The organism is Vandammella animalimorsus (assembly GCF_002288875.1).
Lineage (GTDB): Bacteria > Pseudomonadota > Gammaproteobacteria > Burkholderiales > Burkholderiaceae_C > Lampropedia > Lampropedia animalimorsus.
This window is the reverse complement of record NZ_NTBH01000027.1, coordinates 1-1090: the sequence shown is the minus strand read 5'-3', so window position 1 is coordinate 1090 and position 1090 is coordinate 1. Positions and strand designations below refer to the sequence as shown.

1 protein-coding gene is annotated in these 1090 nt (G+C 65.0%); it reads right to left on the bottom strand.

The window, feature by feature from the left end:
* On the bottom strand, nucleotides 1-1090 hold a 1090-nt coding region (locus tag CLI93_RS14630), incomplete at both ends, for a calcium-binding protein (RefSeq protein WP_143327021.1).

Below are 1090 nucleotides of genomic sequence, written 5' to 3'. Positions count from 1 at the left end.
GCAGGGTGTCCTCGCCGTCTTCGCCGTAGAGTTCGTCGCCGCCCGTGCCGCCGATGAGTTCGTCGCGCCCACTGCCGCCGCGCAGCACGTCCAGGTCGCCGTCGTGCTCGCTGGCGTCGAGCAGGTCGCTGCCAGCGCCGCCAAACAGCTTGTCGCGCCCCGCGCCGGCAAACAGCCGGTCGTTGCCTTCGCTGCCTTCGGGCATGGCCACGGCGTCGTCGCCGTAGAGCACGTCGTTGTCATCGCCGCCGTGCAGCACGTCGTCGCCTGTCTGGCCGGCCACCCAGTCGTCGCCTGCGCCGGCCTCGATCCAGTCGTTGCCGCCGCCATCTTCCAGGCGCACTTCCTGCCCGCCATACCAGCCCATCAGAGGCGAGACGGCGTAGTTGCTCGCCGAGGAGGTGTCCATCGTCCAGCGAAGGCTAGGCCCATTGAGAATGACCACACTTTGCACCTGCCTCGCACGATACTGGGCTCGAGCTGCATCCCATTGGTATTCGCGACCCGGCGTCTGGGGTGGTACGTAGATGGGCTGGCCCGTGATTGGATCGATGTCCCAATATCCCGATTGGCCAATATCCAGCGTCACATACTTGTTTTGTGATTCAAGCCCCCCGTCGCCCAGGATCACGTCACCGCCATGCCCGCCGCGGATGCGGTCATTGCCCGCGCCGCCATTGAGCACATCGCCCGCACGGCTGCCGTGGAGCATGTCATCGCCAGAGCCACCGAGCAGCCAGTCACCTGTGGCCGTACCTTCACTGTCGATGTCGTCTTCCATCGCCATGGCGTACAGCACGTCATCGCCAGCGCCCCCTTTGAGCTTGTCGCGCCCGGCGCCGCCAACGAGCACATCGTGGTCATTGGCGCTTGACCCTGGTTCGCGCACTTCAGGGCCGGCCAGAATGAAATCCCCGCCTGCACCGCCATCGATGAAGTCATTGCCCAAGCCGGCCAGGGCAATGTCGTGGCTCTCGCCCAGGCTGATGTGGTCTGAAAAGGCGCTGCCGTTGACATAGTCCCGCTTGTCGCCAGTGCTGATCTGCACTGGCCGGTCTGCCGCCTCAAATGTGTCGTAGTAACGGTCTCC